23 protein-coding genes are annotated in these 26,628 nt (G+C 54.4%); 1 reads left to right on the top strand and 22 read right to left on the bottom strand.

All coding sequences use genetic code 11. The annotated features are described in order from the left end of the window. The 17 genes from rsgA to ACE41H_RS05945 all read right to left on the bottom strand — a co-directional run bounded on the left by rsgA (window position 1) and on the right by ACE41H_RS05945 (window position 21,026). A complete protein-coding gene (gene rsgA / locus ACE41H_RS06025) occupies window positions 1-915 on the bottom strand; it encodes a ribosome small subunit-dependent GTPase A (protein WP_375353976.1) in 915 nt (304 codons plus the stop codon). An 89-nt stretch (window positions 916-1,004) separates the two neighbouring features. Next, complete coding sequence (pknB, locus tag ACE41H_RS06020; protein WP_375353975.1) at window positions 1,005-3,137, bottom strand: Stk1 family PASTA domain-containing Ser/Thr kinase; 2,133 nt, start codon at window positions 3,135-3,137, stop codon at window positions 1,005-1,007. Next, a complete protein-coding gene (locus ACE41H_RS06015) occupies window positions 3,134-3,907 on the bottom strand; it encodes a Stp1/IreP family PP2C-type Ser/Thr phosphatase (protein WP_375353973.1) in 774 nt (257 codons plus the stop codon). The genes pknB and ACE41H_RS06015 overlap by 4 nt, the downstream gene beginning before the upstream one ends. Before the next feature lie 6 nt (window positions 3,908-3,913). After that, window positions 3,914-4,954, bottom strand: a complete 1,041-nt coding sequence (gene rlmN, locus ACE41H_RS06010; RefSeq protein ID WP_375353971.1) for a dual-specificity RNA methyltransferase RlmN — start codon at window positions 4,952-4,954, stop codon at window positions 3,914-3,916. A 209-nt stretch (window positions 4,955-5,163) separates the two neighbouring features. Further along, window positions 5,164-6,546 carry a 16S rRNA (cytosine(967)-C(5))-methyltransferase RsmB gene (gene rsmB / locus ACE41H_RS06005; protein WP_375353969.1) on the bottom strand — a complete coding sequence of 461 codons (1,383 nt, stop codon included), beginning with the start codon at window positions 6,544-6,546 and terminating at the stop codon, window positions 5,164-5,166. Continuing rightward, entirely contained in the window at window positions 6,543-7,496 is a 954-nt protein-coding gene (gene fmt / locus ACE41H_RS06000) for a methionyl-tRNA formyltransferase (RefSeq protein ID WP_375353967.1), read from the bottom strand. Before fmt ends, rsmB begins: the two co-directional genes overlap by 4 nt. Window positions 7,497-7,511: 15 nt before the next feature. After that, a complete protein-coding gene (gene def, locus ACE41H_RS05995) occupies window positions 7,512-8,000 on the bottom strand; it encodes a peptide deformylase (RefSeq protein ID WP_375353965.1) in 489 nt (162 codons plus the stop codon). An 87-nt stretch (window positions 8,001-8,087) separates the two neighbouring features. Continuing rightward, window positions 8,088-10,625 (bottom strand): primosomal protein N', encoded by a 2,538-nt coding sequence (priA, locus tag ACE41H_RS05990; protein WP_375353963.1) that lies wholly within the window; start codon window positions 10,623-10,625, stop codon window positions 8,088-8,090. Between the two features lie 22 nt (window positions 10,626-10,647). Continuing rightward, window positions 10,648-11,865 (bottom strand): bifunctional phosphopantothenoylcysteine decarboxylase/phosphopantothenate--cysteine ligase CoaBC, encoded by a 1,218-nt coding sequence (gene coaBC, locus ACE41H_RS05985; RefSeq protein ID WP_375353961.1) that lies wholly within the window; start codon window positions 11,863-11,865, stop codon window positions 10,648-10,650. 102 nt (window positions 11,866-11,967) lie between these two features. Further along, window positions 11,968-12,168, bottom strand: a complete 201-nt coding sequence (rpoZ, locus tag ACE41H_RS05980; RefSeq protein WP_375353959.1) for a DNA-directed RNA polymerase subunit omega — start codon at window positions 12,166-12,168, stop codon at window positions 11,968-11,970. A 40-nt stretch (window positions 12,169-12,208) separates the two neighbouring features. Next, the gene (gene gmk / locus ACE41H_RS05975) at window positions 12,209-12,778 is read right to left on the bottom strand and encodes a guanylate kinase (protein ID WP_375353957.1); all 570 of its coding nucleotides are present in this window, start codon (window positions 12,776-12,778) and stop codon (window positions 12,209-12,211) included. A gap of 14 nt (window positions 12,779-12,792) precedes the next feature. After that, window positions 12,793-13,053 (bottom strand): extracellular matrix/biofilm regulator RemA, encoded by a 261-nt coding sequence (gene remA, locus ACE41H_RS05970; RefSeq protein WP_020615370.1) that lies wholly within the window; start codon window positions 13,051-13,053, stop codon window positions 12,793-12,795. 53 nt (window positions 13,054-13,106) lie between these two features. Beyond that, a complete protein-coding gene (locus tag ACE41H_RS05965; protein WP_375353954.1) occupies window positions 13,107-13,994 on the bottom strand; it encodes a YicC/YloC family endoribonuclease in 888 nt (295 codons plus the stop codon). Window positions 13,995-14,026: 32 nt separating this feature from the next. After that, window positions 14,027-15,916: a bifunctional homocysteine S-methyltransferase/methylenetetrahydrofolate reductase gene (locus ACE41H_RS05960; protein WP_375353952.1), complete on the bottom strand. Its 1,890-nt coding sequence runs from the start codon at window positions 15,914-15,916 to the stop codon at window positions 14,027-14,029. A gap of 94 nt (window positions 15,917-16,010) precedes the next feature. Beyond that, window positions 16,011-17,024 carry a hypothetical protein gene (locus ACE41H_RS05955; RefSeq protein WP_375353950.1) on the bottom strand — a complete coding sequence of 338 codons (1,014 nt, stop codon included), beginning with the start codon at window positions 17,022-17,024 and terminating at the stop codon, window positions 16,011-16,013. Window positions 17,025-17,258: 234 nt separating this feature from the next. Next, window positions 17,259-18,095: a diaminopimelate epimerase gene (gene dapF / locus ACE41H_RS05950; protein ID WP_375354046.1), complete on the bottom strand. Its 837-nt coding sequence runs from the start codon at window positions 18,093-18,095 to the stop codon at window positions 17,259-17,261. A 138-nt stretch (window positions 18,096-18,233) separates the two neighbouring features. Continuing rightward, entirely contained in the window at window positions 18,234-21,026 is a 2,793-nt protein-coding gene (locus tag ACE41H_RS05945; protein ID WP_375353948.1) for a calcium-translocating P-type ATPase, SERCA-type, read from the bottom strand. 269 nt (window positions 21,027-21,295) lie between these two features. On the opposite strand from ACE41H_RS05945, the gene ACE41H_RS05940 reads away from it, so the two are divergent. Next, window positions 21,296-23,050, top strand: a complete 1,755-nt coding sequence (locus ACE41H_RS05940) for an Rqc2 family fibronectin-binding protein (RefSeq protein ID WP_375353946.1) — start codon at window positions 21,296-21,298, stop codon at window positions 23,048-23,050. A 91-nt stretch (window positions 23,051-23,141) separates the two neighbouring features. Here ACE41H_RS05940 and ACE41H_RS05935 read toward each other — a convergent pair whose 3' ends face one another. From ACE41H_RS05935 to ACE41H_RS05915, 5 genes are all read right to left on the bottom strand, one after another. Further along, window positions 23,142-24,002, bottom strand: a complete 861-nt coding sequence (locus tag ACE41H_RS05935; protein WP_375353944.1) for a PHP domain-containing protein — start codon at window positions 24,000-24,002, stop codon at window positions 23,142-23,144. Window positions 24,003-24,005: 3 nt separating this feature from the next. Further along, window positions 24,006-24,950 carry a selenium metabolism-associated LysR family transcriptional regulator gene (locus ACE41H_RS05930; protein ID WP_375353942.1) on the bottom strand — a complete coding sequence of 315 codons (945 nt, stop codon included), beginning with the start codon at window positions 24,948-24,950 and terminating at the stop codon, window positions 24,006-24,008. Between the two features lie 172 nt (window positions 24,951-25,122). After that, the gene (locus ACE41H_RS05925; protein ID WP_375353940.1) at window positions 25,123-25,560 is read right to left on the bottom strand and encodes a hypothetical protein; all 438 of its coding nucleotides are present in this window, start codon (window positions 25,558-25,560) and stop codon (window positions 25,123-25,125) included. 240 nt (window positions 25,561-25,800) lie between these two features. Continuing rightward, the gene (locus ACE41H_RS05920; RefSeq protein ID WP_375354044.1) at window positions 25,801-26,061 is read right to left on the bottom strand and encodes a YlbG family protein; all 261 of its coding nucleotides are present in this window, start codon (window positions 26,059-26,061) and stop codon (window positions 25,801-25,803) included. 40 nt (window positions 26,062-26,101) lie between these two features. Beyond that, window positions 26,102-26,539: a YlbF/YmcA family competence regulator gene (locus ACE41H_RS05915; RefSeq protein ID WP_375353939.1), complete on the bottom strand. Its 438-nt coding sequence runs from the start codon at window positions 26,537-26,539 to the stop codon at window positions 26,102-26,104. Between the last annotated feature and the right edge of the window lie 89 nt (window positions 26,540-26,628).

Raw genomic sequence — 26,628 nt, 5'->3', positions numbered from 1 at the left:
TTAGTACCTCCGCTTCTTTTCTTTCATTTCTTCAAAAAATTGTACATAGTTCTCATATCTGCTGCGAGCGATTTCCCCCGCCTCCACGGCTTCCGTAACCTTGCAGCCGGGTTCGTGAATATGGGTGCATCCACGGAATTTGCACTCAGCCGCATAGGAGACAAATTCCCGGAAGCAGGAAGATAGCTCTTCCACACCAAGCTCCAGAAAATCAAGCTGGCTAAAGCCCGGCGTATCCGCAACCAGGCCGCCGTTATCCAACGGGACCAGTTCGACGTGTCTTGTCGTATGCCGGCCGCGTCCGAGCCTGAAGCTGATGGCGCTCGTCTCCAGTGCAAGACCTGGCTTCAGGGCATTCAGCATGGAAGACTTGCCGACTCCCGACTGTCCGGAGAAGACGCTGATGCGGCCAGCCAGCAGTTCCTTCACCCGCTCGGTCCCCAAACCGGTCTTGGAGCTCGTGATCACAACCTCGTAACCCGCTTGCTCATAGAGACGGCGGACCTGCTCAAGGGAAGCATCCGGCTCTTCTTCTGCCAGCAGATCGCGTTTGGTCAGGCAAATGACCGTATCCAGCCCGGCGTGTTCAATATGAACCAGAAATTTATCCATTAGGGCGAGATTCATATCCGGCTCTCTCACCGAGAAGAGCAGAACAGCCAGTGATACATTCGCTACCGGCGGACGTATAAGCTCGGAGTCCCTTTTCATAATTTCATCCACAATTCCCTCGCCGTTCTCGGTAAGGGTAAACTTCACACGGTCGCCTACGAGAGGCGACTCGCCTCTTTTCTTGAAAATACCGCGTGCCCTGCACTGCACAGCCTGCTCGCCGGAAAGGGGTTTGCCCTCTTCATCCAGCCGCGCGACATAATAGTAGCCGCTGAGCGCCTTGACAATCAGTCCTCCGGGCATATATAAGCTGTCCTCCTTCATAATAGGAAATCAATTGTTAATCTTTCCGTACCCATTCCCGTTGTTTGTTCCTTCCTGTCTTCATTGTCTTATTCGTTCTGCCCTTCATCACTCTGGCCGCTGTCGCCCTGCTGTCCTTCGGGATCGGACGTATCGCTATCTACGTCCCCATCCGTAACGCCTTCCGATACGTCCCCTGCAGTTGGGTCAGTTTCGGTAGAGACAGGCGGATCAACCTGAGGCTGCTGAACGGTACCGTTTTTGGCATCAATATAAGGAATCGCATACGTATCGAAAAATTGTCCATCCCTGTAGACAGAAATGAAACCATCCTTGTTTGGAGCAAGCAGCAGGTCAATAGTCAGAACCTGCGTTGTGTTGATCGTCCGCTTTCCCCATTCCATATCATTTCCGCGCGCATCGGTGTAAGTAACACGGATATCGCTGTTTTTGCCTTCCTCCGCCGGTACGACTGGCAGCTGATAGGAATAGCTGATCGCTTCCGGAGGCTGGCCGGTACTTACAGTAATCTTTACTTTAGATCCCGGGTCCACTGCAGTTCCCGCATCATTAGGCCACTGGCTGATCACCTTGCCTTTCTCGACGGTAAAGCTGCTTTCCTCAATGACCTCATCCAGCTTCAATCCGGCGCCGGAGATCATTTTTTCGGCTTCGGCCTGCGTCTTGTTGGTGAGATCCGGCATCTTGACGGTTTCCGGCCCTTTGCTGACGGTAAGTGTAACCTGGACCTCATCCGGGTTATAATCCATATTCGCCGCTGGCGATTGATTGATGATCGTACCAGCTGACTTGTCGCTGTACTGGTCGTCGGCCTTGGTAATACGGTCCTCGGACACGCCCGCTGCCACCAGAGCCGCCACCGCTTGCTCATAAGTCTTGCCGTCCATAAGATCCGGCATTTTGACCAAAGGCTTCTCCGCCCCGACCGTGAGCTCTACCAGTGCGCCCTTTTTCAGCACCGTTCCTGCCGATTGGTCCTGATTGAAAACAATTCCCGGATTTACTCCGTCCTTGTACTCTTCAAGCACCGGTTCTTTCACCGTCAGGCCAACCTTGACCAGCTCAGCCCGCGCCTGGTCCTCCGGCATATTGACCACACTTGGCACCGTAACCTCAGGGACCTCCATGAGATTTTGAACGTAAACCGCCAGTAACGTCATGGCAAGGATCAGTGCTACCACAGCCCCTGCCCAGATGTACAGCTTTTTGTTGCTTCTCCTGGCAGGACGGGCTGGAGCTTCCTCCTTCATCTCAGGCGCATTCTGCCAGTCTGCAGACGCTCTGGAAATGCCGTTGCTAGGGAGAGGCTTGATGGCAGGAATAATACGCGTCTGAGCTTCGTCCTCCCCATCCTCGAACACAATCTTCTGCTCATTCCGCCGCTCGGGCAGCAGGCATGTTTCCAGATCCACCATCATCTCTTCCGCCGACTGATACCGCTCCTGCGGATTTTTGCGCATGGATTTAAGAATGATATTCTCCACACTTTGCGGAATGAGAGGATTCACTTTGCGCGGCTCCTCAAACTCTTCCTGCAGATGCTTCAAGGCGACGCTGATCGGGCTTTCTCCCAGAAAAGGAAGCTGTGCCGTCAGCATTTGATAAAGGACGATGCCTAATGAGTATAAGTCCGATTTTTCACCTGTCGTAACACCCTTCGCATGCTCTGGCGAAAAATAATGGACTGAGCCTACTACTGAGCCCGTTTGGGTGATGGTGGTGGAAGTAACGGCCCGCGCAATCCCGAAATCCGTTACCTTCACCCGGCCGTTGCGCCCGATCAATATGTTGTGGGGCTTAATATCCCTGTGAATGATCTGGTTGTGATGGGCATGCTCAAGCGCGTCGCAGATTTGGGAGGCGATGCGCACCGCCTCTTCCACCTGCAAGGGAGCACGCTCTTTAATAATTTCATTTAAATTTTTGCCTTCAACATATTCCATGACAATATAATGGATGTCCTCTTCCTGCCCCACATCATAAATGCTGACGACATTCGGATGGGACAACGAAGCTGCGGACTGCGCCTCCCGCCGGAAGCGGCGGATAAATTCCTCATCATGGACAAACTGCTGACGAAGCACCTTGACAGCGACATTGCGGTTCAGCAAAATATCCTGCGCCCTGTAGACGAGAGCCATTCCGCCCCCGCCTATGCGCTCGATAATGTCATACCTTCCGCCCAACAGATGTCCGATCATGCTTCACACCCCTTTTCCTCCGCAGCAGCCTCCTGCGGTAACTCAAACAGGGCGACGGTAATGTTGTCATCCCCTCCTGCCAGCAGTGCGAGATGCAGCAGCCTGTCCGCACGCTCCTCAAGAGGCAGGTCGGATGCGCCCACCACCGTGTTGATCTGCTTCTCGCTGACCAGATTGCTGAGTCCATCGCTGCAGAGCAGCAGGACATCGCCTTTCTTCAGCTCAATCGCATCCAGATCCACGGCCACTTCCTGATCGGTGCCGAGCGCGCGGGTCAGCACATTTCTGCGCGGATGTGTCCCGACTTCCTCCCTGCTGATCTGGCCGTTCTTGTACAGCTCGTTCACCAGCGTGTGATCTTCCGTAATCTGCGTGGTTGTGCCCCCTGATATGACATAGGCCCGGCTGTCGCCAATATGGCCGATGACGCCTTTCGTATCGTTCAGCAGCACAGCAACAACCGTTGTACCCATGTTGTGGTACTGGTCGTTGCGGTCCGCCGTCTGGTAGATGACTTCGTTGGCATGCAAAATAGCGTCGCTGAGCGCCGCAGACAAGGAGTGCACCGACAATCCGGTCTCCAGCGTGGCCAGATCGGCGGCAAGCGTCTCGACCGCCAGACGGCTGGCCGTATCTCCCGCCAGGTGGCCACCCATGCCGTCGGCGACAATCCCCAGAATATATCCCTGCTCCAGATGACGGATCCAGGCTGAATCTTCATTGACCGAACGCACGCGTCCGACATGGCTGACATGAACAGTTTTAATCAAATGATCTCACCTCAACTCCATATGCTTTGCACGAAGCTGTCCGCAGGCGGCAGCGATATCATGCCCCTGCTCGCGGCGGATGGTCACGTTAATCCCCTTCTCAACCAGTTTGCGCTGAAATTTGAAAATATCGTTCCTGGAAGTACGCACATATTTGCGCTCAGGTACGTGATTGACCGGAATAAGGTTAACGTGACACAGCATATCCTTCAGGACTTCGCCGAGTTCTTCGGCATGCTCCTCCTGATCATTTACGCCACCGATCAGCGCATATTCAAACGTGATGCGGCGGCCGGTTTTCGCCAGATAATAACGGAGGGACTCCATAACATCCTGGAAAGGATATCTCCGGTTTACAGGCATCAGTTTGGAGCGCAGCGCATCATTCGGCGCATGGATGGAAATCGCCAGGTTGATCTGCGTATCCTCATCGGCAAATTTATAAATGTTCGGCACAATGCCGCTGGTGGATACGGTAATGTGACGCTGCCCGATATTCAGACCTTTTTCATGAATCATATTGCGCAAAAACTTCATCGTCGCCTCATAATTCTCGAACGGCTCGCCCGAGCCCATGATCACAATGCTGCTGACCCGCTCACCCTTCCGGTCAAGAATCTTCTGCGCCTGTACGACCTGAGCCACAATCTCGCCTGCCGTAAGATTCCGTTTGAGCCCTCCCAGTGTGGACGCGCAGAACGTGCAGCCGATGCGGCAGCCGACCTGGGTAGTCACACAGATGCTGTTGCCATAATTATGCTTCATGATGACCGTCTCAATCGCATGATCGTCATGGAGTCCGAACAGGAACTTGACAGTTCCGTCCTTGGATTCGAACCTTGTAATCTCCTGAAGTGTTACGAAGCTGAACTGCCCGTCAAGCTTATCGCGCAAAGCCTTGGACAGATTGGTCATCTCGCTGAAATCATTGACCCGCTTCACATAAAGCCAATCGAAAATCTGAGCACCGCGAAAAGCGGACTCTCCGTTCTCGGTGGCCCAGGCCTGCAGCTCCTCCAGCGTATAGTCATATATAAAGGGTTTCATTTTAATCTCGCACCTGTTCTTTCCTGAATTTTATGTTCTTAGCCATAAGGATATTGTTTTTCATTCCTCCTATTTTAGCACAAATGAAAGAAGGGGTAAAAATTTTCATGATCACTCCGGTTTATAGACGAAAAAAAAGAGAAAAACCGCCCGACATGCAGCCCGGCGGCAAAGTATTCAGTGTAGATCATTGCAATCCAGGATCGCCGTTAGTTATCGCATCGCTGCAGCCTTGCAATATAAAAGCCGTCACTGTGAAAATGCTGGGGTAAAATCTGCAGGGCTCCGCGCTCGCTCAATTCTGCGGCAGCGCCTCCCCACACAGCATCCTGCTCCTCCACACGTCTAAAATCCGGATGCTCCTTCAAAAAACGCTCGATCTGCCCTTCGTTCTCGGCCGGTTCAATCGTACAGGTGCTGTAGACCAACAGGCCGCCAGGCTTCAGCAGCCCCGACACGCGGTCAAGCAACCCCGCCTGCAGGGAAGCTATCGCTTCCACATCCTCTGGCGATTTGCTCCAGCGCAAATCAGGCTTGCGGCGGATGACCCCGAAGCCCGAGCAGGGGGCGTCCAGCAAAATGCGGTCAAACGATGCCGCAGGATAACAGTCCGGCAGGGCGGAAGCATCGCCGGTAACCACTTCGATGCATTCCAGACCGAGCCTGTCCGCCTGCTCCCGGATCAGATTTTTTTTGTGTGGATGAAGATCGTTGGCGATAATGCGGCCCCGGTCTTTCATAATCTCCCCCATATGCGCCGTTTTGCCGCCTGGGGCTGCGCAGCAGTCCAGCACAAGCATGTCCGGCGCCGGAGCAACCGCCTCGGCGACCAGCATGGAGCTCTCATCCTGAACGGAGAGCAGGCCGTCCCTGTACCAGGAGGTCAGGGCCATATTGCCGCCGCTGTGCACGATAATCCCGTACGGGCTGACCTCCGATGAAACCGCGTCGAGTCCCGCGGCCTTCATCTCCTCCAGCAGCTTTTCACGGCTGATCATCGTGGTGTTCACCCGCACACTGACCGCAGGCGGCTCATTGTTGGCCCGGCAGATCGCTTCCGCCGTCTCCTCCCCATACTGCGCGATCCAGCGCTTGACGAGCCATTCCGGATGGGAGTGCTCCAGCGCAATCCGCTCGGCCGCTGGCAGGTTGTGCGGCAGGCGCAGCTTCTCCGGCTCGCGCAGCATGCTGCGCAGCACGCCGTTCACCATGCCGGAAATGCCCTGATGCCCCCGGCGCTTGGCCAGATTCACCGCTTCACTGACGACGGCGTGATCCGGAATCCGGTCCAGGTACACGATCTGGTACACGCTCATGCGCAGCAGGCTGCGCACCCATGGCTGCAGCCTGGCTGTGCCTTTCTGCACAAAAAAGTTCAGAAAATAATCAAGCGTATTGCGGCGGGCGGTTGTCCCGTACACCAGTTCGGTAACGAGCCCCGCATCCGCCGTCGACAGCCTGGCCTGCTGCAGGCTTTTGTTGAGCTCCAGATTGCTGTAAGCCCCCTCCTGCTCGATTCCGGCCAGGATATTCAGCGCCACTTCGCGGGCTGTCCATTTGCGCGCTCCGTCTGTTTTTGCTCTGTTCTTCATGCAAGCACCGTGCCAGGCTTCATTTGTCCTCCGCGTCCGAACTGTCCGGCCGCCATCACCTTCTTGCCGGCAGGCTGAACCTCGGTCAGCCAGAGGGAACCGTCGCCGGTACGCACTTCAATCCCTTCATCTGTCAGCTTCAGCACGGTTCCCGGCGTTTCGCCGCCTGCTGATCCCTGCCCGGCTTCAGGACGCTTGGCCGCCCAGATTTTAAACACATTTCCGTCCCACAGCGTAAACGCGCCGGAGAATGGAACGAGCCCGCGAATCCGGTTATAGATGGCCTGGGAGGAATGCTGCCAGTCAATTTTCTCGTCCTCGCGCGTCAGGTTGGACGCATATGTAGCCTCATCGTCGTTCTGCGGAGTTCTTCCGGCCTTGCCTGCCAGCAGAAGCGGAAGCTGCTCGCGCAGCAGCTGCGCTCCGGCCAAGCTAAGCTTGGCAAACACCGTGCCGGACGTATCTTCAGGTTCGATAGGAACCTCCACCTTGGCGATCATGTCCCCTGTATCAAGACCTTCCGCCATGTACATCAGCGTCACGCCGGTCAGGGTCTCCCCGTTGATGATGGAGCGCTGAATAGGCGCTCCCCCGCGGTAGCGCGGGAGCAGGGAACCGTGCACATTCAGACAGCCAAATTGAGGCATGTCCAACACGGCCTTGGGCAGAATCTGCCCGTAAGCTGCCGTAACAATGACGTCTGGCTTCCATTGCGCCAGTTCGGCTACAGCCTCCGGCAGACGCAGCCGCTGGGGCTGCATCACCGGGAGGCCATGCTGAACAGCCGCCTCCTTGACGGGGGGCGGTGTCATTATTTTTTTACGTCCCTGCGGCTTATCCGGCTGGGTTACCACGCCCACAACGTTGTAGCCGTCCTCCAACAGCGCCTCCAGAGAGGGCACGGCGAAGTCCGGCGTGCCCATAAAGACGATCCGAATTTCATCCTTCATTGGATTGCTCACTCCTTACTTGCTGTTAGATCCCGCCTCATCTGCCGTGGCGTCATACACCTTTTCCGCAATATCCGTAAACAGGACGCCATTCAGATGGTCGATCTCATGCTGGAAAGCGCGGGACAAAAGGCCGGTAGCCGTCACGGTCAGCAGTTTGCCTTCACGGTCAAGCCCCTTGACCGTCACCTTCTCGGCACGGCGCACATCCCCGTTTAACCCCGGAATGCTCAGGCAGCCCTCCGGCCCGAACTGTTCACCTTCCTTTGCCACAATTTCCGGATTAATCATCTTGATCAATCCATGCTCGTCGCCGGCGTCCACCACAATCAGCCGCTTCAGAATACCGACCTGCGGGGCGGCCAGACCGACACCCTCCGCGTCATACATCGTGTCCGCCATATCGTCCAGCAGCTTCTGCACATTGGGCGTAATTTTCGTAACTTCCTTTGCTACTTTATGAAGCACTTCATCAGGTTCTTTAACGATAAAACGAATTGCCATTCCTACCACTCCTGCCTTTAGAAACTGTACTATGCTGATATTATATTCATAACGCCGTCTCTCGGATATATATGCCGCTTCCGCAAGTTACATTAACATTTGCGGATCGACATCGAGGCTGATCTGCAGATTCTGGCGCTGCACGGCATCCGCCAGTTCATCCGCCACATTCCGGACCAGTCCGACAGCATCGATTTGTCCACGCCATTTTATCATACATTGGAACCTGTATCTATTTTTGATTCTCGGCACCGGTGAAGCCACCGGCCCCAGAATATCCAGCACATCAGGCGTAAAACGGTCCATATCCCCGAACCAGCCCAGCTTTCTTGCTTTCCCCTCCAGGGAAGCCCTGAAATTCTCCGCCAGCCTGACGAGGACAGGCAGCTGCTCGTGCGAAAGGGTCACCAAAATCAGGCGGCAGTACGGCGGATAATGCAGACTGCGGCGGTGCTTGAGCTCGTCCCGGATAAATGATGAGTAATCATGGCGGCTCGCATGAATGACGGAATAATGATCCGGGGTATAGGATTGGATGAAAACTTCACCGGGAAGCTGATGCCTGCCGGCCCTTCCCGCCACCTGGGTCAGCAGCTGAAACGTTTTCTCCGCGGCCCGGAAGTCCGGCAGATTGAGCGAAGAATCCGCCGTAATGACACCGACCAGGGTAACGTCCGGAAAATCAAGCCCCTTGGCCACCATCTGCGTGCCGAGCAGGACGTCGGCTTTTTTCTCCCGGAACCGTGTCAGCAGCTTCTCATGAGAGCCTTTTTCGGTTGTCGTGTCCACATCCATACGGATGACACGTATACCGGGGAACAGCTTGGCCAATTCTTCTTCCACACGCTGGGTCCCTGTTCCGAAATAACGGATATGCTCGCTTCCACAGTCCGGACAAACCTCCGGCGCAGGAACTGCATAGCCGCAGTAGTGGCAGCGCAGATTATTGGAACGCTGGTGGTACGTAAGCGAAATGTCGCACTCCGGACAACCGGCCACATAACCGCAGCTGCGGCACATAACGAAGGTGGAATAACCTCTTCTATTCAGGAGCAGCACCGTCTGTTCACCGCGCTCCAGCCTGCTGGCGATTCCCTCATGCAGCGCCCGGCTAAACATGGAGCGGTTGCCCTCACGCAGTTCCTCACGTAAATCGACAATGCGCACCTCAGGCAGCGTGTTGCCGAGGGCGCGGGTATGCATTTCTAGCAGCAGCGGGGCAAACTCGTCATTGCTCTGCGAGCGCGCTGCATGGTAGGTTTCCAGCGCAGGGGTCGCCGAACCGAGTATGACGACCGCCCCATGCTGGTGTGAACGCCGCACCGCAACATCACGCGCATGGTATTTTGGTGTTTCTTCCTGCTTGTAAGACGATTCATGCTCTTCGTCCATAATAATCAGTCCAAGATTGGCAAAAGGAGCAAACACGGCGGATCGGGCCCCAATGGCAACCTTGACACGTCCTTCGCGTATTTTGCGCCATTCATCATACCGCTCCCCGCCCGACAGGCGGCTGTGCATGACTGCGACCTGGTCGCCGAACCGGCCTTTGAACCGCTCCACCATCTGCGGGGTTAACGAAATTTCCGGAACCAGCACAATCGCCTGTCTCCCCTGCTCAATACAGCGGCTAATGCATTGCAGATAAACTTCGGTTTTGCCGCTGCCGGTGACGCCATGCAGCAGGAAAGCTCCCTGCTCGCGTGCATCCAGCTGCCGGCTGACCCGGTCAAAAACATGCTGCTGCTCGGCAGTAAGCCTAAGCGGCTGTGTCGGCTTAAAGTGTCTGCCACGGTAAGGGTCCCGGAACACCTCCACATCCTCCAGCCGGAGGAAACCTTTGTTTTCAAGCGCTTTGACGGCAGCTGCCGACACGTGCAGGGAAGCAAGCACCTCCTTCAGGGGGAGGGGCAGAAATTCCTTGCGCTCCAGCATAAAGGCAAGCACTTCCTTCTGCCGCTGTGCTTTGTTGGGAAAATCGCCTAGTGCGGCTTCAGCCTCCTCGGCAGAGACCGCCAGATCCACCGCTTTTAACATTTTCTTCTGCAGCTTGTCCTTGATCATCTGGCTTTCCTGCAGCACTCCCCGCCGCAGCAGCGATTTGATGACCGCCGCCTCCTGCGGGAACTGCCGGCTTAACGCCTGCAGCGCGATCTGCTGTTTGCTGCGGATATAGGTCACAATCCTCCGCTCCGCCGGATCGCTCATGCCGTCATCCGTCAGAAGCGCACCGGCGGAAACCGGATCTTCGCTATCCATCAGCCGGTCAGCCAGGGAGATATAACGCTCCGCTTTGCCCTTGAGCGCCGTCGGAATCATGGCCTGCAGCGCCATAATCCGGCTGCACGCATAGCGTTCGCTCATCCATGCCCCTAGCTCCACCAGATCGGGAGACAGCGGCGGAACGAGATCCAGCAGTTCCTGGATCGGCCGCAGCTTGTAGCGGGACGGCTCTGCCTGCGGCTGCACCGAAGTGACGAAGCCTTGCACTGTGCGCTTACCAAAGGGAACGGCAACCCGGCTTCCCGGCTCTATCCACGATCGCATCGAGTCGGGAAGCACGTAATCGAAGGTCCGATCCGTTTCCTTGGCCGGCACATCCACAATCACTTTCGCTATATCCATACCGACCACAGCCCCCATCCTCTCACGCTTTATCCATCCGGGCCGCGGCGATGGCCAACAGGCGGCGGGCCACCTCGTCCTTGGACATCACAGGAAGCTGCTCCACAAGGCCATTCCGGTCATAGATATGCACCGCATTGGTGTCTGTGCCGAATCCTGCTCCTTCCATAGTAACATCATTGGCCACCAGCAGGTCGCAGTTTTTACGCTCCAGTTTTTCACGCGCGTATCGGTCAAGCTGCTCCGTTTCCGCTGCAAATCCGACTAGAAACTGCTGCTTTTTACGCTGCCCAAGCGACTCAAGAATATCCACCGTCTTGACCAGTTCAAGCTGCAGCGTATCGCCCTGCTTCTTAAGCTTCGTCGGGACTGCCTCCTTCGGCCGGTAATCGGCCACTGCTGCCGCCATAACGAGCATGTTGCAATCTTCCCAATGTCTCATGACGGCTTCATACATATCTTGCGCCGAACCTACCTGTTCTACCGCCATACCTTCCGGAGGTGCCGCGGTTGTGTTTCCCGCAATAATCCTCACATCCGCCCCCATTTGTCTGGCGACTCTGGCGATGGCAAAGCCCATTTTGCCTGACGAATCATTCGTAATATAGCGTACCGGGTCAAGCCGCTCCACCGTACCGCCTGCCGTGACTATCACTTTGCGCCCCTGCAGCAACTGAGAAGATGCCGGCTTGTCCTTTTCCTTGAAGTAACGCTCAACGATCTCCACGATCGTCTCCGGCTCTTCCAGCCGTCCTTTGCCCACATACCCGCAGGCAAGCAATCCCTCGCCAGGCTCGATCATCATGACATCGCGGGATACCAGTGTCCGCATGTTCTCTATAACCGCAGGATGATCATACATATGCACGTTCATTGCAGGAGCCACCATAATAGGAGCCGTGGTGGCAAGCAGGGTGGTGGACAGCATATCATCCGCCAGCCCATGCGCCATTTTGGCGATCGTATTTGCCGTAGCCGGCGCAATGAGAACCAGATCCGCGGAATCGGCCAGATGGATATGAGACACGACCTCAGGCTGCCGCTCATCAAAGGTATCGGTGTACACCAGGTTGCGCGAGAGTGATTGCAGCGTGAGATCAGTAATAAATTTTTGGGCTGAGGCAGTCATGATGACATGTACGTCCGCCCCCTTTTGGGTAAGCTTGCTGGTCAGCGCGGCTGCTTTATAGGCAGCAATCCCCCCGGTAACCCCAAGCAAGATTCTTTTTCCCTTCAGCATGCTACACTCCCCCTTAGAGAAAAAAATAACAACCTTGCGGTTGTCAAAAAAGAACGGCTAAACACCTTTTTTTCTTGTTAAAAATCCGTCGCCTGGCAGTTATCAGTCTTCCACGCGCTCTACTTTCAACAAATCATTGTAGATCTCTTCCAGCGCCACACCGACCTGTTTATGCGATCTCGGTTGCTTCAAATCGCTCTTCTCGCCTTCACGCAGCAGTCTGGCACGGCGGGAAGCAGCAACGACGAGCGAATATTTACTGTCAACTTTATTCATCATTTCATCTATGGAAGGATACAGCATAAACAGACACCTCTTCTACAAATTATTGAATAACCCAAAATCAGCGGATTTTACAATGTTCGGCGATGATGATCGATTCTATTCTTTTACACGCCAAATCAATCTCGTCGTTGACTACAGCATAATCGTAATGCTGCATCAAATTCATCTCATCGACCGCGACAGACATCCGGTGATCAATGGTAGCCTGGGTCTCCGTTCCGCGTCCGCGAATCCGATCCTTCAGTTCGTCAAGCGAAGGTGGCAGCAGGAAAATAAAAATCCCTTCCGGAAATTTCTCTCTTACCTTGAGTGCTCCCTGAACTTCAATCTCCAGAAAAATATCGTTCCCCTGCTCGATCGTCTGCTCCACAAAATCCCGTGGAGTCCCGTAATAATTGCCTACATATTCCGCGTATTCGAGCAGCTCATCCTTCTCGATCATATCGAGAAACTGCCCCCTCGTCTTGAAAAAATAGTTCACTCCGTTCTCCTCGCCCTGCCGGGGCTGGCGGGTCGTTGCCGAAACCGAGTAAGTCAGTTCCGGCAGGCGCTTGCGGAGCGCATTGCCTACAGTTCCTTTGCCGACACCCGAAGGTCCGGATAAAACGATTAATAATCCCTTAGCCATATTACTCTCCATTGTTATTCGTCATGATCATCATCTTTGGTGGATAGACGGTGTGCCACCGTTTCCGGCTGCACCGCCGACAGGATCACATGATCGCTGTCTGTTATAATGACCGCCCTGGTCCGGCGCCCATATGTCGCATCAATCAGCATATGCCGGTCACGCGCTTCCTGAATGATCCGTTTGATCGGAGCGGATTCCGGGCTGACGATGGAGATAATTCTATTGGCCGACACAATATTGCCGAAGCCGATATTAATCAATTTGATTGCCATATTCAGGTATTTCCTCCTATACAAATGACTGTTGCCGCCAAGCCTGCGGGAAGCTATTCCATATTCGCGGCTTGTTCGCGAATCTTCTCCAGTTCCGCTTTCATTTCAACTACGCGGTTCACCAATTCAAGATGATTGGCTTTGGAGCCGATCGTATTGACTTCCCTGTTCAGTTCCTGGATCAAAAAATCAAGTTTACGGCCGGCGGGCTCGTCCGAAAGCAAGAGATTCCTGCATTGGCCCAAATGACTTCGCAGCCGGGTCAGTTCTTCATCAATATTGGACCGGTCTGCGAAAAGCGCTATCTCCATCCCCAGCCTCTGCTCATCCGGCAAAAAAGCGCCATCCTGCAGCTCTGCAAGCCTCTGCTTCAACCGGTTGCGGTAGTCGGCCACAACCGTGGGAGCCAGAGCGGCAAGCTCGCTGTGCAGCACTTCCAGCCGCTCAATCCGGCTGTTCAGGTCTGCGGCCAGCACCTGGCCTTCCCGGCGGCGCATCTCAAGCATTCCGGCGACAGCCTCTCCCAGACCGTCAAGAAGAAGCTGCTCCCATTCCGGGTCTTCTGCTTCGTCGATACTGTCCCGGTCAACCCACACATTCGGGAGGGAAAGCAGCTCGCTGACTCCAATCCTGCCGTCGAGGCCGTATTTGTCAGCAAGCAGCTCGGCGGTCTCCAGATAGGCTTGCACTACCGGTTCGTTTAACTGTACGTATGAGTCCTGGCCCTCATCCCGTTCCCTTTGAATGAAGACATCTACGCGGCCCCTCTTCACCTGCCGCTGTACCTCTTTCCTCAAGCCGTCTTCAAAACGGGCCCATTCACGCGGAATCCGCATCATCACCTCGCAATACCTGTGATTTACGGATTTCACCTCAAAGCATACTTTATAGCCACCGTGATGAAGAACGGCTTGACCGTATCCGGTCATACTTAATGACATCGGCATCACATCCATTACACTATTTTAATGGATTATGTTGAACGAAACAAGTGGGATGGGCGGCGCCCTGATTTCTCCCAAATATAGGATGTCAGTTCGGCGGTCATTTCATAAAACATAAACGGTGTCATGAGATAAATTCCGTTAAAATGTTCCATGGCGGCATCCACCAGTTCCTTGGCAATTGCGACGCCCATCGCCCGTCCTTCCGCCCCCTGCAGGCCTGCCATCCGGGCGCGTACCGCATCCGAAAGCTGAATGCCCGGAACCTCGTTATGAAGATATTCCGCATTGCGCCCGCTGGCCAGCGGCATGATGCCGATGAAGATCGGTGTCTCCAGATGAGCTGTCTGGCGTTTGATCTCCGCAATCAGTTCGACATCGTAAACCGGCTGAGTCATAATGTAGTCCGCACCTGCGGCAATTTTTTTCTCAAGCCTCTCCACAGCCTTGTTCAAATGCTTGACATTCGGGTTAAAGGCTGCGCCCACCACGAATTTGGCCTTTTGCTTCAGTGGCTTGCCCGAGAAGGCAATCCCGTCGTTCAGCTGTTTGATCATACGAATGATCTCGAATGAGGTCATATCATAAACGGAGCTGGAGCCAGGCAGATCCCCGAACCGCGCCGGATCTCCCGTCACCGCAAGCACATGATTGATGCCGAGGGCATCAAATCCCATCATATGCGACTGGGTTCCAATGGAATTACGGTCTCGGCAGGCGATATGAATGAGCGGGCGCATCCCCACTTCGCTGCGGACCAGATAGCCCAAGGCCATATTACTCATACGCGTCACGGCCAGCGAATTATCCGCCATCGTAAGCGCATCCGCCCCCGCGGCCTTCAGCGCGTGAGCCCCTTCCATAAACTTCGTAATATCCAGATCACGCGGCGGATCAAGCTCCACAATGACCGTGTGCCGCTGCTTTACAAGATCAACAATCGTAGGTTCCTGCGGTGGGGCTCCTGCCGCTTGATCTTCTGCCCCGTTTTCGTTCACCAATACCGTTGGACGGATTGTTCCCTCCGCAGTTGTGTCAGGCAGCGCCGCCGGAACATATCCCTGCAGTGCAGCCGCAATGGCAGCAATATGCTCAGGAGTAGTGCCACAGCAGCCTCCGATCAGTCTGGCTCCCAGGTCCGCGAAGGAAATGGCGCACTCCGCCATATACTCCGGCCCCGCTCCGTACACATACTGGCCGTCCACGTAATCCGCCAGACCCGCGTTGGGGAAGACGGACAGCGGAACTTCCAGAGGTCCGTGCAGCGCTTCCACTACGCTCATGATGCCTTGCGGCCCGGAATGGCAGTTGAAGCCGAGCACATCCGCCCCCTCTTCGAGCAGAACGGCAAACGCCTCCTTGATGCTGAAACCGTCACGGGTCATGCCAACCTGATCTACAGCGAACTGGCAGATGACCGGCAGATTGCTGTAGGCCCGGATACACCGCAGGGCAGTGCGCATTTCCTCCAGCTCATAAAACGTTTCCAGCAGCATTCCGTCCACACCTTCGGCCAGCAAAGCGGTAATCTGCTGGTCAAAGTTCCGTTTCAGCTCCTGACTCGTAATGTTAATGCGCTTCGCTCCATAAATCGAGCCCATAGCCCCCACAACATAGTTATCAGGACCGGCCGCCTGGCGCGCAATCCGGACCCCGGCTCTGTTGATTTCATCCACCTTGGATTCAAGGCCAAATTTACCGAGTTTATAGGCATTAGCCGAATACGTATTAGATTCCAGCACACGGGCACCGGCCTGCAAATAACGGCGGTGAACATCTGCGATCACCTCCGGGGAGGTCAGGTTCAGCTCCTCATAGGAAATTCCGACCGGAAAACCCAGTTGATACAAAAATGTCCCCATGGCGCCGTCCCCGACCAGTACTTCCTTTTTCCATGCCGTGCGCAAATCCGCTTTCATCCGTTTCTTTCACCCCGTCAATTTTGTTTCATACTAATGTAACATAAACCTCACCGGAACATAAAACAAAAGATTAACTTTGTTATTGTTATTGTTATTGAAGCTTTCCATTGGACGGGACGAGACTCAGCTCATAAAAGACGCCTTTTTTGTTAATTTTAGCGGTAAGTGTCGCCTGTCCCTTCCTGGTGAAGGTATAGGTATTTTGTTCAGTCTTTACGCTGTAACCGGACAAGCTCATATTGAACAGCCATTTCGCTTTGGCAGCCACCGCTTTTTTGGCCTGCTCCGGCGCATATTTCGGCACTGAGAACGAAGCCGCAAAGTCACGGTCGCTCTTCCAGTCCGTCTGCGGGGTGGATACCTTTAGCACTCTGCCCGTCACGGCCCCAATCCTGACGCTGCTCGTTTCGTTCGCATCCTCGAACAGCCAGTAGAAGCTCCCGTCCGCTTCGTCTTTATGCCGCGAGGCATGCGCGATGGCAACCGATTTGCCCCAGGTGTTCCGGAGAGCATTCTCCGCCCGTGTCACCAGCTTGGAGCTCACGTCTCCAACCGGATATTCTGCATGAATGGAAAGGCGGTTTTCGTCTGCAATGTCCACATACAGCGATGAAGAGCTGTCCCCCGCTCCCCAGAATACCCAGTAGTCCTTCGGCTCATTGTTCTGATATGGCGAATGCACACGCCAAAATGCTTCAAATTCCAGCTTTTTGTCCTTGTCAAAGGATTCAATAGCCTTGAGCACTTTTTTCTTCAACTCGGAGGGAAGCACCTGATCCATACTCCCTATTTTGTATCTTAAGGTGGTGGATTCCACTCTGCTGTTCACCTTATTGTATTCAGTCTGAAATACGGCCGCCACATCTTTTAGTTCACCTTCAACAATCCATGTTTTCCCCATGTCCATGACTGTATCAAAAGTGAAGGCCTCGCTCCCGGCTAATTTTCTCACCGCTTCCTCCAGACGGCTGGTTACCGTCGGTGTCAGAGATGAAACGGTTTTGACCGTTGTTTCTTCGGTTGAAGGCGATTCCGCCTGAGCAGGAATCGCAGCCATGAGCAAAATCACCGCCGTCACTGCAACTAACCATCCTTTTTTCCGCATTCGTCTTACCGCCTCCTTCTCTCTCATTATCTATGATTATAGCGTTTTTTTGCATGCAAAACAGACAGAAGTTTCTGAAATGCGACAAAATTCCTGCGGCAAATTAAAGGAAGAGCGAGCATTCGTGGACATTCCGACCACCAATACTCGCTCTTTTTTAATCGAGGCTGCTTGTTAGCTTTTGAAAATTACTTATGGGACAGCACCAGCCTTATCCCTGCATCAATCAGCTTGTTACACTTGAATGGTTCCGGCAAAAACGGTCTCCGCCGGACCTGTCATGTAGACCCGGTTGTCCCGTTCATCCCACTCGATCCACAGATCTCCGCCCTTCAGGCTGACCACCGCCTCCCGGCCGGTATATCCGTTCAGTACCGACGAGACGAGCGTGGCGCACGCGCCCGTGCCGCAGGCCAGCGTCGGACCCGCGCCTCTCTCCCATACGCGCATCTCAATCCGCCTGCGGTCAAGCACGGTTGCAAATTCTACATTCGTCTTGTTCGGAAACAGGGGATGAACCTCCAAAACAGGTCCCCACGTATTCAGATCAAATTTCGCCGCATCGTCCACGTAAATCACGCAATGCGGATTGCCCATGGATACAGCCGTAAAGCGGAACGCCGACCCGCCTGCCTCCAGCAGACGGTTCTGTACAGGCTTCGCATCCAGCACCGTAGGAATAAGCAGCCCGTCCAGTACGGGCTCGCCCATATCGACCCGCACAAGGCTCACCTGACCGTTCTCCACCGTCAGATCCACCTGCTGAACCCCGGCGCCCACCGTTTCAATGGTCAAGGTTTCCCTGTCCGTATATCCGTGATCATACACATATTTAGCGACACAGCGAATCGCATTACCGCATTGCTCCGCTTCCGAGCCATCTGAATTGATAATCCGCATTTTGAAATCAGCCTGCTCCGAGGGCAAAATGAACACCAGTCCGTCCGCACCTATGCCAAAAAAGCGGCTGCACCATTTCACTGCCCAATCAGACGCTTCCTTCGGCAGCTCCCGCTCTCCATAGATCATAATAAAATCATTGCCCAATCCGTGCATTTTCGTAAATTGCAAGCTTCCCCACTCCCTGCCGGCTGCATTCAATCCGGTTAGCGGCTGCCGGCGCACAGCGCCAGCATGCCTTACCGATCCTAAGCTCATAATAGCACACCGCCAAGCCGGGGTAAAAGAGCTGCACACAATCGTTCCAGCTTATGCGGACAGATTCGGGTTGCTCTGCAGGAAAGCTCTTCTGCGGCGGTTGCGGCGCCCGCCCCATACACTGCCGGCACCCATCAGGAATGTAGGGATGCCCGCACATACAATGGCAACGGCCCATTCACGCATGCCAAGCGGCACCGTTTTAAAGATCGGCTGCAGCGGCTCGAAGTACATGACAACCAGCATCAGGACTACCGAGGACAATACGGCCAGCACAAGATAGCCGTTTTGCAGCGGGTTGCGGTGAAAAATCGATCTGGAGCTGCGGCAGTCAAATACATGAATGAGCTGTGCCAACACCAGCGTAGCAAAAGCAACGGACTGCGCTTTGGCCAGCTGTGCCGCATTATCCGGAGCCACTCGAAGCGTCAGCCAGAACGCGGCAAGCGTGCAGAGGCCGATCAGCAGCCCACGGCTAATAATTTTCCAGCCGAGCCGGCGGGCAAAAATATTTTCCCTGGCTCCGCGCGGTCGGTGCTCCATCAGATCCTTTTCAGGCTGGTCTACCCCGAGCGCCATGGCCGGCAGCCCGTCGGTAACCAGATTGACCCACAAAATTTGAATGGGCAGCAGCGGCAGCGGCAGCCCGGCCATCATCGCGAAAAACATCGTCAAAATCTCGCCCACATTGGAAGCGAGCAGATAGCGGATAAACTTGCGGATATTCTCGTAGATGTTGCGCCCTTCCTCAATGGCCGCCACAATTGTCGAGAAATTGTCATCATTCAGCACCAGCGAGGCCGCTTCTTTCGTAACGTCCGTCCCGGTTATGCCCATGGCGATACCGATATCGGCCGCCTTGACGGCAGGCGCGTCATTGACGCCATCACCCGTCATCGCGACCACATGCCCTTTGCGCTGCAGCGATTTTACAATCCGCAGCTTGTGCTCCGGTGAAACTCTCGCGAAGACAGACGTGTTGTCCACCGCTTTGTCCAGCGCATTTTCGTCCATCTTGTTCAGCTGCTGGCCTGTAAGCACCTGCGACCCGCGTTGCAAAATGCCGAGCTGCTGGGCAATTGCTTCGGCGGTTGTGCCGTGATCGCCTGTGATCATGACCGTGCGGATGCCGGCGCGGCGGCATTTCATTATCGCTTCCCTGACCTCACGCCGCGGGGGATCGATCATGCCAGTCAGACCAATGAACACGAGCTGGGACTCCACTTCAGATTCGCTGCCGACATGCTCTTGAGGACGAAGCTCACGGTACGCGATCCCGAGCACACGCAGCGCAGCGGAGGCCAGTCCTTCATTCGCCGCCATCACCTTCTGGCGCAGCGTGCCAGTCAGCGGAATTTCTTTGCCTTCCCACAGGATGCGGGTGCACTGCTCCAGCAGCATGTCCGGAGCGCCCTTGCTGAAGATGAAGTGCTCGCCGCCGCTGTTCGCAACCAGCACGGACATCCGCTTCCGCTCAGAATCGAAAGGGAACTCCTGCTCGCGCGTATAGCTCTCCGCAAGCTCCTGCTGCGTGACTCCGCCTTTGGCTGCCAGCGTGACGAGCGCACCTTCGGTAGGATCTCCCTTGAGCTCCCACGTGGGCAGCAGCTCCTGTTCCCCTTTCTTTTTCTTTCCCCGGGTCCCGTCGGCTTCCGCCAGCGCGATCTCGGCATTGTTGCACAGTGCCGCACCCTGCAGCAGCTTGTGAAGCATCTCATCGTTCTTCAGATCGGCGGGATGTTTTCCCGCAAGAATGCTGCCTGACGGTTCATATCCTTCACCCGTAACCTGCAGCTCGCGTCCGCCGATCCAGAGCCGGGTGACCGTCATTTTATTCTGTGTCAGCGTCCCTGTTTTGTCAGAGCAGATGATCGAAGCGCAGCCCAGCGTTTCCACGGAAGGCAGCTTACGCACAATCGCCTTGCGTTTGATCATGCGCTGGACACCGAGGGCAAGAGCAATCGTAACGATGGCAGGCAGCCCTTCCGGAATGGCCGCCACCGCCAGGCTGACCCCTGCAAGAAACATGGCGACCGCAGGCTGTCCATGTAGAATGCCTGCTACTACAACGAGCACAGTCAATGCCAGCGCCACCAAAATCAAAATTTTCCCAAGCTGCTCCAGCCTGTGCTGAAGCGGCGTTTCCTGGGCATCGGTGTTTTGGATGAGGTCTGCAATTTTCCCCATTTCCGTGTCCATGCCCGTCCGAATGACCATACCTTTGGCGGTTCCCCGCGTGACCATCGTGCCCATGAAGCCCATATTCTTCATGTCACCAAGAGGCACTTCGGCAGAGTGGATCGGCCGGCTGTGCTTGCTTACAGGCACCGATTCACCGGTCAAGGCCGATTCTTCAACATCACAGCTGCTCGTTTGCAGCATCCGGAGATCGGCAGGAATGCGGTCTCCGCTTTCCAGCTGTACAATATCTCCCGGAACGAGCTCTCTGGCGGGAACCAGCATGCTTTTCCCGTTCCGAATCACCTTGGCGGACGGGGCGGACAGCTGCTTGAGCGCTCGCAGCGAGCGCTCCGCCCGAAATTCCTGGATAAATCCGAGCAATCCGTTCAGCAGTATAATCGCAATGATGGTAATGGCGTCAAGGTACTCTCCCAGCAGGCCGGACACAAGTGTCGCGCCCATGAGGACAAGCACCATGAAATCTTTAAATTGATTCAGCAGCAGTGTGATCGGCGAAATGCGCTTTCCCTCGGAAAGCTCGTTCCAGCCCGCCTCCTTGCGGCGGAGCGCCGCCTCGTCCTCCGTCAAACCGCGTTTCGGATCCACGTTCAAGCCCGACTGCAGCTGCTCTGCGCCCAATTGGTGCCAATGCTTTTGTTCCATTCTTCCGTTTCCCCTCCCGGTCTCTCATAATCCGTTCGTTCGTCGGCTGGTGCGGTTCCGTCCGGCATATCATTCCTGTAGAGTACGCTTCGTCTGTTCACAGCGGCCGGACAGCCTCTAACTTCAATCTATTCGGACAGGTCTGTAATTATCACAGAGGCTGGTCTTATGTTTTGGTCCAAACTTATGTATCATATAAGGACGGGTAAATCATATATATATCCGATTCAATGACTGCTATCTATCATTAAGACAGGAGAACTGCAATTATGGCATTAGACGGAATCGTTACGCGCGCCATCGTGTATGAGCTGCAGAGCTGCCGCGGCGCACGTATAAATAAAATTCACCAGCCCAATGAAAGGGACATCGTATTTAACCTGCGGGTTCAGGGAGGCAGCGGAAAATTGCTGCTGTCGGCCAATCCCACTTATCCGCGCGTTCACTTTACGGCCCAGACCTTCATCAATCCCGCGGAGGCCCCCATGTTCTGCATGCTGCTGCGCAAGCACTGCGAAGGCGGCATCATCGAAGACATCCGGCAGGTTGGCATGGAGCGCATTATTCATATCGATATAAGGCAACGCGACGAATTGGGTGATCTGTCCCAGAAACGCATCATTATTGAGTTAATGGGACGGCACAGCAACATCATCCTGGTAGACCCGGCATCAAATACAATTCTTGACGGCATTCATCATGTAACGCCTGCGATCAGCAGCTACCGTGTGGTCATGCCGGGATTTTCCTATACGGAACCGCCACAGCAGCACAAGCTTGACCCATTGGAGACAGATAAAACCGCCTTTCTGGAGGCATTCCAGATGGAGCAGGCAGACACGGCACAGTGGATCGTGAACACCTTTACGGGGGTCAGCCCCCTGATTGCCGCAGAGATTGCGCTGCGGGCAGCAGAAGCTGGAGGTGTGAATTCCAGTGAACAGATGGAGGATACTGAGCGTTTGTGGCAGGCTTTTGCAGATATCATAGGTGATGTCCGGGAGCATCGCTACCAGCCTGTATCCGGCCTGAATGGGAAGGGAAAGGACGTTTTCTCCGCCATCCCTTTGAGATTGATTGCGGGTGAAGCAAAGACGTATGACTCCATCAGCCAGTGCATGGAGGATTTTTACGGAGATAAGGCGGAACGCGACAGCGTCAAGCAAAGGGTAAGCGATCTGCTGCGCTTCCTGCAAAATGAGCGCAGCAAAAATGTGAAAAAGCTTGATAACCTGCAGCGGGATCTGGAGGAAGCGGAAGATGCGGACCAGTACCGCATTTACGGGGAACTGCTGTTTGCCTCACTGCATGCCATATCCAAGGGGGATCAGGAGACCGTGCTTGTCAACTTTTACGATGAAGAGCAAAAAGAGATCGCCATTCCGCTCGATCCGCTGCTCACCCCCTCCGACAACGCCCAGCGCTATTTTAAAAAGTACAATAAATACAAAAACAGTCTGGCCGTGATTGAGGAGCAAAAGCTGAAAACCCATGAGGAAATCGCCTATATCGACAATTTGCTCCAGCAGCTCTCACATGCGTCCATGAGCGATATTGAAGAAATCCGGGAAGAGCTCGTGCAGCAGGGGTATTTGCGGGACCGGGCCAAGAAAGCCAAAAAGAAGAAAAAGAACGACCGCCCGTCGCTGCACCAGTACATTTCCTCCGAAGGAATCGAGATTTATGTGGGCAAAAACAACCTGCAGAACGAATATCTCACCAACCGGCTGGCCGGAGCAAATGACACATGGCTTCACACCAAGGATATCCCGGGCTCCCACGTGGTGATCCGCTCGGACAGCTACGGTGATGCGACGCTGGAGGAAGCGGCGCAGCTTGCCGCCTACTTCAGCCAGGCCAAGCAGTCGAGCAGCGTTCCTGTCGACTGCACCCTGATCCGCCATGTCCGCAAACCAAGTGGCGCCAAGCCGGGTTTTGTCATCTACGACCATCAGCGGACGCTGTACATCACGCCGGATGAGGAGCTTGTCAAGCGGCTTCCCGGCAAGGTAAAAAGCAGCTGACAGCCTGTGTTGCTCATATTTTAAAAAAACAGAGGATGAGGCCAATACGCAGTGTGCGTGGCTTCATCCTCTGTTTTTGTCATGCTTCGCGTCAGGCGCGTTCCTGCGCCGCAGCCTGCAGCAAGTCAAGCGCCCTGATGCTGACAGTACGTCCGCCCAGCTCTCCGTGAAACACGACGCCCTGCCGGACACCGTGAAAATCGGAGCCGCCTGTGGGGATGAGTCCATAGCTCTCCGCCATGGATCGGTATTTCGCTTCGGCAGCCGCATTATGATCGGAATGACTTACTTCCAGTCCGGCCGGCTTATCCTGCTCGATTATGGAGCACACCAGCTCGTCGTCCCCATATAAGCCGGGATGGGCCAATACCGGCACTCCCCCTGCCTCCCGGATCCACTGACAGGCCTCGCCCGGGGAAAGGCGGGGAACGGATACGTAGGCGGCTGCTCCTTCCGCCAAATATTTGTCAAAAGCGTCCCTAAAATCGGCGGCAAAACCCTTGGCGACCAGCACGTCGGCAATATGCGGCCTCCCCAGAGTTTCGTCCGGCTCCAGCGGCCTGCCCAGCCGGTTCTCGACCTCCTCTATCGTGATTGGAATTCCAAGCTCGTTCAGCCTGGCAATGATCAGTCCGTTGCGTTCATCCCTTGTCCGTCGCAGCCCTTCGAGACGCTCCAGAAACACAGACTCCCGGTAATCCATATAATAGCCGAGCACATGAATATCCTTTCCCTTCATGCGGGTGCTAATTTCAATCCCGGGGACAACCGTGATCCCGTACTGCCGGGCGGCTTCAAGGGCTTCCGGGATGCCTGCCACGGTGTCATGATCGGTGATGGCTACGGCGGCCAGCCCTTTTTGCCTGGCAAGCCTGACGTTTTCGGCCGGAGACAACATGCCGTCCGAAGCGGTAGTATGTGTATGCAAATCGCATAAACCTTGAGCTTCCATCTTCTACGCCTCCCCTATCCGTATCTGTTCCTGATCCTGTGCCGCACTCATCGGCTCTGGCTGCTGGCGGCGCAGATAAGTCAGAAAGGTGACGGCCGGTATGGGAAGCAGTGAAGATTTTAAATGTATGGCATAAAACTGGCGCTTGAAGGATACATCTTCAATGTCCACAACCTTGAGCAGACCGAGGGCAACCTCATGCTTGACCGAAGAAGGAGACAGCATCGTAATGCCAAGCCCTTCCTCGACCGCCGATTTCACCGCTCCAGTGCTCCCAAGCTCCATCACAGTATCAAGCCTGGAGAGATCAAAATTTTTGCGCATCAGTTCATCCTCCATCACCTGACGTGTGCCGGAGCCCTGCTCCCTCAGCACAAAGGGGTAGGCAAGCGCATCTTCCATTTTAACGATCTGCTGCTCTGCCAGCGGATGTCCGGCAGGAACCATGAGCTTCAGTTCATCCTGCATAACCGGCTCAACCGTTATATCGGCATGCTGCACCGGCCCTTCAATCAATCCGAAGGTCAGCTGGTTCTTCAGAATTTCATCCATGATCTGGGCTGTGTTCATTACCTTCATCATCACCCGGATATGGGGAAATTCCCGTCCGAACGGGCCCAGCAGCCGCGGCAGCACATATTCGCCGATCGTAAGGCTCGCCCCCAGTTGCAGCCTGCCCTCCAGCATGTGGGTGAAGGAGGACATCGACTGATCCGCTTCACGGAAAAGGTCAATGCTCCTTTTGGCGTATGGAAGCAGCGCTTTCCCCGCTTCGGACAGCTCGATCTTTTTGGTCGAACGGTTCAGCAGCTTGGCGCCGAAATAATCCTCCAGAGACTGAATCTGCATCGTTACGGCCGGTTGGGTCATATGAAGCGACTGGGCGGCGGCTGAAAAGCTTCCTCTTTCCGCTACGGTATAAAAAATATGAAGCTGGTGAAAGTTCAAACAATACCGCTCCTTTCCTGTATTCCCATTTTAACCGATTCACCACCAACCCACAAAACATCCCCCAAAAGTGACGAAATTCTCTTTCGCCTATACCGATTCCTTTCTCCCCGAAACACAAAAAAGAGCGTACAGTCGTCTGCATGCTCTGCAATATAAGATGGATGACGGTTCATTTCCGAGTGCGGCTGTTCTTGATCAATGCCATGCGCCGTGAGTGCCGCAGCCATGAATAATAGGATTTCAAATCCCTGAGCTCGATCGTCTCTGACATGCGTCCAAGAAAAGTTACGATAATCATTTTATGCAGCGGGCTGCCTGCGATATCCATTTCTCCGGGAAGCTCGCCGAATTCGGCTACAACGACGATATCCTTATCGATAAGATAAACATCCTGTTCATTGCGGTAGTAAGAGGTCATTCTGTTCTGCTTAAGGCATTCCCACAGCCATGAGGCAATCTGGTCCGTCCCGGTTTCCTTGTTCTCCACACGATCACTATAACGCATTTTGGCATGATTCGTTATGACGATGTCGGCCACTCTCTTGTCACCCAAAACTACATAAAAAGGCTCGTAAGTGCTCCAACGCTGCATCGCTTTATCCCGCATGGGTATCACTCCCGATAGATAGGTCTTACTATCTAAATATATCCAATACATTACATCAATAGTCCCAATGCTACAAGCTATGAATCCGAAACTGCTATTCAGAACCTGTCCGCATGTACTTATAGACCTAGTATACCTTGCTTTCCCCGCTGGGGCAAAACTGACACAGGATGGCAGACGATCATACGCCAAATGCAAAAAAACAGCCATTAGGCTGTTTTTTTACAGATTATAGCAACCCTACATCCCGTAAAAATTCGTCTTATCCTGGGCTTTGGAGTACTCTGTCTTGATTTCGTTCCTGAAGGAACGCTCAATTTTACGTACGTATGGAAGCCTGCGGATATTTTTAATCGTATCCTCTGCACGGGTTGCGTCCATGTACATGACGACATATTGAAGCCGCTTGGAAATATAGTGTACGCTCCCGTACTTCTCCAGATTGCGCGCGGCCTTCACATCTGATACCCAGATGATATAACCTGTCCGTTCGGCAAACATGCTTTCTCCCCCTTTTCCATCAAGCAGCAGGTTCGGCAGGTCAGCCACAGGAGCATTTGCCGCCGCTTCCGCATCCGCCTTTTGGCAACGGATCATTGCTCGGCACTTTAATGCTGTCGGAAACAGAGAAGGCAATCGTTTCCGACATTTCGTGCAGCAGATCGTCCAGCGCTTTCTCTGCCTGCTTGAAATGGCGCACCTCTTCAAACTGCTCCATCTGCGCCTCCACAGCCTCTATCTCTTCCTTGGCTGCATGGTAATTCGGATGAAAATGTCCGAAACGCTTCGTTTCCTCGAACAGTTCCTTCTTGGCTTCCAGCTTGCGGATCCACCCCGCAATTTCAGGGTTTTCCGCCACACGCTGCTTCCAATATAGATAGTCCGACACTTCGGCGGACTCATTGATCATGTCGCCTAATTCATAGGCGTATATCAGCACTTCGGCCATATTCACCGTGTTCAACTCGGCTACGTCCATGAATATTCATCTCGCTTCTTTTAAATTTTATGCAAGGTAGACGAATTCATCATATCACATCATGCGTTGGGAAAGAAGCGGTTTTAATA

Source organism: Paenibacillus enshidis (assembly GCF_042136365.1).
In the GTDB taxonomy this organism is placed as follows: domain Bacteria; phylum Bacillota; class Bacilli; order Paenibacillales; family Paenibacillaceae; genus Paenibacillus; species Paenibacillus enshidis.
This window is presented reverse-complemented; position numbering and strand designations above follow the sequence as displayed.

Coding starts and splice junctions, on each gene's coding strand:
- ACE41H_RS05940 (WP_375353946.1), top strand. CDS start 21,296: ATGGCATTAGACGGAATCGTTACGCGCGCCATCGTGTATGAGCTGCAG.
- ACE41H_RS05945 (WP_375353948.1), bottom strand. CDS start 21,026: ATGGAACAAAAGCATTGGCACCAATTGGGCGCAGAGCAGCTGCAGTCG.
- gmk (WP_375353957.1), bottom strand. CDS start 12,778: ATGGCTAAGGGATTATTAATCGTTTTATCCGGACCTTCGGGTGTCGGC.
- rpoZ (WP_375353959.1), bottom strand. CDS start 12,168: ATGCTGTATCCTTCCATAGATGAAATGATGAATAAAGTTGACAGTAAA.
- coaBC (WP_375353961.1), bottom strand. CDS start 11,865: ATGCTGAAGGGAAAAAGAATCTTGCTTGGGGTTACCGGGGGGATTGCT.
- ACE41H_RS05960 (WP_375353952.1), bottom strand. CDS start 15,916: ATGAAAGCGGATTTGCGCACGGCATGGAAAAAGGAAGTACTGGTCGGG.
- remA (WP_020615370.1), bottom strand. CDS start 13,053: ATGGCAATCAAATTGATTAATATCGGCTTCGGCAATATTGTGTCGGCC.
- ACE41H_RS05920 (WP_375354044.1), bottom strand. CDS start 26,061: ATGTTTGCCGAACGGACAGGTTATATCATCTGGGTATCAGATGTGAAG.
- def (WP_375353965.1), bottom strand. CDS start 8,000: ATGGCAATTCGTTTTATCGTTAAAGAACCTGATGAAGTGCTTCATAAA.
- rsgA (WP_375353976.1), bottom strand. CDS start 915: ATGCCCGGAGGACTGATTGTCAAGGCGCTCAGCGGCTACTATTATGTC.
- rsmB (WP_375353969.1), bottom strand. CDS start 6,546: ATGAAGAACAGAGCAAAAACAGACGGAGCGCGCAAATGGACAGCCCGC.
- ACE41H_RS05925 (WP_375353940.1), bottom strand. CDS start 25,560: ATGCGGGATAAAGCGATGCAGCGTTGGAGCACTTACGAGCCTTTTTAT.
- priA (WP_375353963.1), bottom strand. CDS start 10,625: ATGGATATAGCGAAAGTGATTGTGGATGTGCCGGCCAAGGAAACGGAT.
- ACE41H_RS05955 (WP_375353950.1), bottom strand. CDS start 17,024: ATGCGGAAAAAAGGATGGTTAGTTGCAGTGACGGCGGTGATTTTGCTC.
- ACE41H_RS05965 (WP_375353954.1), bottom strand. CDS start 13,994: ATGTCATTAAGTATGACCGGATACGGTCAAGCCGTTCTTCATCACGGT.
- ACE41H_RS05915 (WP_375353939.1), bottom strand. CDS start 26,539: ATGGACGTAGCCGAGTTGAACACGGTGAATATGGCCGAAGTGCTGATA.
- fmt (WP_375353967.1), bottom strand. CDS start 7,496: ATGAAGGATGAAATTCGGATCGTCTTTATGGGCACGCCGGACTTCGCC.
- rlmN (WP_375353971.1), bottom strand. CDS start 4,954: ATGAAACCCTTTATATATGACTATACGCTGGAGGAGCTGCAGGCCTGG.
- pknB (WP_375353975.1), bottom strand. CDS start 3,137: ATGATCGGACATCTGTTGGGCGGAAGGTATGACATTATCGAGCGCATA.
- ACE41H_RS05935 (WP_375353944.1), bottom strand. CDS start 24,002: ATGGAAGCTCAAGGTTTATGCGATTTGCATACACATACTACCGCTTCG.